Origin of the sequence: Accumulibacter sp., assembly GCF_016789985.1 — a bacterium.
GTDB lineage: Bacteria > Pseudomonadota > Gammaproteobacteria > Burkholderiales > Rhodocyclaceae > Accumulibacter.
In genome coordinates this window covers 1-3,812 of record NZ_JAEUOL010000210.1, presented here as the reverse complement: position 1 = coordinate 3,812, position 3,812 = coordinate 1, and the positions used below count along the sequence as shown (strand labels likewise).

At 62.5% G+C, this 3,812-nt stretch carries 4 protein-coding genes; 3 read left to right on the top strand and 1 reads right to left on the bottom strand.

Annotation, left to right across the window (positions count from 1 at the left end; all coding sequences use genetic code 11):
- The first annotated feature begins 470 nt into the window (after window positions 1–470).
- Window positions 471–944 carry a DUF2721 domain-containing protein gene (locus JNK99_RS12265; RefSeq protein ID WP_291853461.1) on the top strand — a complete coding sequence of 158 codons (474 nt, stop codon included), beginning with the start codon at window positions 471–473 and terminating at the stop codon, window positions 942–944.
- Between the two features lie 34 nt (window positions 945–978).
- Here the strand turns inward: JNK99_RS12265 and cls are convergent, their stop codons facing one another.
- Entirely contained in the window at window positions 979–2,409 is a 1,431-nt protein-coding gene (cls, locus tag JNK99_RS12260; RefSeq protein ID WP_291853458.1) for a cardiolipin synthase, read from the bottom strand.
- 256 nt (window positions 2,410–2,665) lie between these two features.
- On the opposite strand from cls, the gene JNK99_RS12255 reads away from it, so the two are divergent.
- Together JNK99_RS12255 and JNK99_RS17700 are read left to right on the top strand one after the other, a co-directional pair.
- Window positions 2,666–3,328 carry a MarC family protein gene (locus JNK99_RS12255; protein WP_291853455.1) on the top strand — a complete coding sequence of 221 codons (663 nt, stop codon included), beginning with the start codon at window positions 2,666–2,668 and terminating at the stop codon, window positions 3,326–3,328.
- Between the two features lie 62 nt (window positions 3,329–3,390).
- Window positions 3,391–3,771 carry an IS5 family transposase gene (locus JNK99_RS17700; protein ID WP_366518762.1) on the top strand — a complete coding sequence of 127 codons (381 nt, stop codon included), beginning with the start codon at window positions 3,391–3,393 and terminating at the stop codon, window positions 3,769–3,771.
- Window positions 3,772–3,812: the final 41 nt, after the last annotated feature.

The following is a 3,812-nucleotide window of genomic DNA, read 5'->3' as shown; positions in this document are numbered from 1 at the left end:
CAAGGCGCCATCAACCGCTCTGACCAGCGCCTTTCGCTCAAACTCCATCTCACCCATCGGGTGACCCTCCCTCTTGGCCCCAAACCCTCATCAATGCTCAGTTTGCACCAATGCTGGGAGGTTCAACTGAGGAAAATAGGTTTATCGGTAGCACCCGCTTGGGGTGGCCCGCCGTCGCCGGGTCGAGGCATCAGGCCCAGAACGTCGGCGTACGCCAGGCGCCTTCCAGTGCATCGACATTCAATTAACTGGTGAGAAAATGCGGCATTTCGGCGTACATTGGCAGATGGCAGGCAAGAGCCGCCGAGCAAGCTCAAACGGGCGGGAGAAAGGTCTGGACGCGTGACTACAGCGGATTCCTCGTGCGAGCGACCGTACAACAGCCGGCGGTCGGCCGTGGCAGATGACGGCGATCAGCGTGGTGGCCCTCGCGGCACCCCCGGCTGCCGTCCATTGGTGCAGACCTTGCCATGACGCCGCTACCGACACAGGTTACCTCGGTGGCGCAGGTGATACAGCTTGCCGTGGCGCCGGTGTTTCTGCTGGCCGGCGTCGGCGCGCTGCTGGGCGTGCTGGCCAACCGTCTGGCGCGGGTCATCGACCGCTTCCACGTCCTGGAGAAAAGCCTCACGGCGGAGATCTCCATGAACGAGCGTGTGAGCAGCCTGGCGACCATCGTCTCGCTGTCGCGTCGGGCCCGCCTGATCCACTGGGCGATCAGCCTGTGTACCGCGTGCGATCTGCTGGTCTGCCTGGTGGTTGCCGCACTGTTCATTGGCGCCGAACTGCAGGTCGACCTGTCGAGTGCGATCGCCACCTTGTTCATCGGCGCGATGGTCGCGCTGATTGCCGGACTGGCCTGTTTCCTGCGTGAAATCGCTCTGGCGACGAGTGTCATCGAAGGACTCGATCGGCTGGCATCGCGGGTGGACCGGGAGCCGTAGCCGGCCGGCGCGGCGTGCGCCGACGATTTCATCGTCAGAGTAGCGGGCTCATCACCTGGACGACGTTCTCGAGCAACCGTCGCCAGCGCGGGCGGGCACGCCATTCGGCCAATTGCATGGCCTGTGAGCGCGATTCGTACTGTCGTTGCAGTTCGCGCACTTCTGACGAGAAGCGCTGGTCGTAGGCGATCAGCGAGACTTCGAAGTTGAGTTCGAAACTGCGCAGGTCGAGGTTGACCGTGCCAAAAATGGTGATCTGCTCATCGATTACCATGCTTTTGGTATGGAGGAGGCCATCACCGAAACGCAGCAGGACGATGCCGGCCTTCAGCAGATCGTCGTTGTAGGCATCACTGGCATAGCGTACGAGTCGTGAATCGATTTTTGCCGGGACGATCAGGATGACGCGAACGCCACGTGTTGCCGCCGAGCGCAGCGCGGTGAACAACGTTTCACTGGGGACGAAATAGGGTGTGGTCAGGACGATCTCGCGCCTTGCCGAGTAAATGGCGGTGAGCAGCAGGTCTTCGATGTGCCGGGTGGAGCTCTGTGGTCCGGAAGGAAAGATCTGCACGCGGCAGTTATCGGTGAGCGAAAGGATTGGCGGTTCCGGAGGTGCGAAGTCACCACCGGTCTGGAGCGTGGTCAGCGACAGGGAGACAGCTTCCAGCGCCCAGGCCGCCGGCCCTTCGATGCGTACCATGGCATCGACCCATGCGCCGACCCCCGCGTCCTGCTTGAAGAAACGGGGATCGGCAATGTTCATGCTGCCGGTATAGGCGACGCCACGGTCGATCACCGCGATCTTGCGATGGTCACGCAGGTCCAGGCGAACGAACAGGGCACGCAACGGATTGACCGGCAGCACTTCCACGATATCGACCCCGGCGTGGCGCAGACGGTCGAGCGATTCACTGCGGAAGAACGGGCGACTGCCGAGCGAATCCATCAACGCGCGACAGGAGACGCCGCGCCGCGCCGCATCGACCAGGGCAGCAACGAGATCGTCCACGAAGCCACCCGGGTTCCAGATATAGAACTCCAGGTGTACGGTACTGCGGGCTGCCTTGATGTCGGCGATCAGGGTGTGCATGATCGCTTCGCTGTCGGAGAGCAGCCGCAGGCGGTGGCCGCCCATCACCGGCAGCCCGGCGAGACCGGTGGCGAGCCGGCTGATGCTCTCGGCCGCGCTGCTCAGCGTGCCCTGCGCCACGATATCGGTGGCCGGGATACTGCGCGCCCAGCGCAGCACCTGTGGCTGCAGATTGATCGCCCGCTGCATCCAGGTCCGTCCGAGGCGGCGCTCGCCGATCAACAAATAGGCCAGGGCACCGATCGCCGGCACCAGAATGACCAGCAGCAACCACGCCAGTGCCGTGCCGCGCGAACTGCGGCGGGAAAAGATGCGCAGTGCCACCGCCACCGCCAACAGAATGTAGACCAGGTACAGGAAGCTGAAGAACATGGGTCGAGTATGAGACTGCCACATCGAATTGGTCAACGTCGATCGGCAACCGCGCGGCGTACGGCGACCGTGCCAGTACTCGCGATGGCCGAGATGGCGAAGGGGAAGCCACGGTCCGCCTGTCCGCCCCCGGACGTTTGTGATAGCCTGCCAATGTTCGACTTGCCCCTGAGTTTGCCCAGCCTCGGCGCGACTGGCATTTCTGCCGGTGGTACAGTCCGAAGCCTCCCATGTTTCCCTCAGGAGTGCTGTTCGCATGACTCCCGCCATCACGCTTTTCATCAGCCTGTTTACCACCCTCGTGGCGATCATCAACCCGCTCGAGGCGATACCGGTTTATCTTGGCCTGACCGACGGGAAGACGGATTCCGAACAGCGCAGGGTGGCGCGCCAGGCCTGCATCTATGCGCTCCTGCTCAGTTTCTTCTTTCTCCTCTTCGGCACCTTGCTGTTGCGCCTCTTTGAGGTACCCCTGAGCATGGTGCGCGTGGTCGGCGGCGTGATTCTCACCCGCGTCGGCTTCGATCTGTTCAATCCCCCGCCTTCGGGAGGGATCATTCCGCGCGCCGACGCGGGCGACACCGATATCGCCTTCGTGCCGCTCGCCATGCCGATCATGTTCGGTCCCGGCGCCATCGCCACCCTGATCAGCATGGCCTCGACGATCAGGCAGTCACCGGGGGAGATGTTGCACTTCCTCGCCGCCAGCGCGGCGATCTTCGCCTGCATGGGGGTGACCTACCTGTCGCTGGTCTACGCCAAGCCGATCCTGCGCAAGATCGGCAAGCAGGGCATCGACGCCGCCACGCGGATCGTCGGCTTCTTTGTCGCCGCCATGGGCATGGGCCTGATCTTCAACGGCACCGTGGAATTTCTCGAACCGTACAGGCAGGTGGCCAAGATTGCGACCGGCGCCTGAATGCCTGAATGCGCTAGGGCCTGTTCACAGTAGCTGATTTGTGTTTACCTCCTGGAATTTGGATGTTGGACAGAGATCGGCAAATGTTGAATGATGGACAGTGGGGGCGGATTGCAGATTTGCTGCCCGGGAAACCTACGGACAAAGGCGGGCGAACAGTGGATAACCGGCGGTTTGTCGAGGCAGTGCGGTATCTGGCGCGGACGGGTTGCTCCTGGCGGGACTTGCCGAAAGAGTTGGGCAACTGGCACTCGGTATCTATCCGCTTTGCCCGCTGGGAAACATACGGGGTATGGCATCGGGTCGCAGAAGTCTTGCAGGGTGATGCGGGCATGGAAGAACCCTTGATCGATGCCACCATTGTCCGGGCCCATCAGCATGCCGCTGGCGCACCCAAAAAAACGGTAGCGATCAGGCGATCGGCCGCTCGCGTGGTGGGCTGACCACCAAGGTCCATGCTTGTGTGATGCTCTTGGCAATCCGA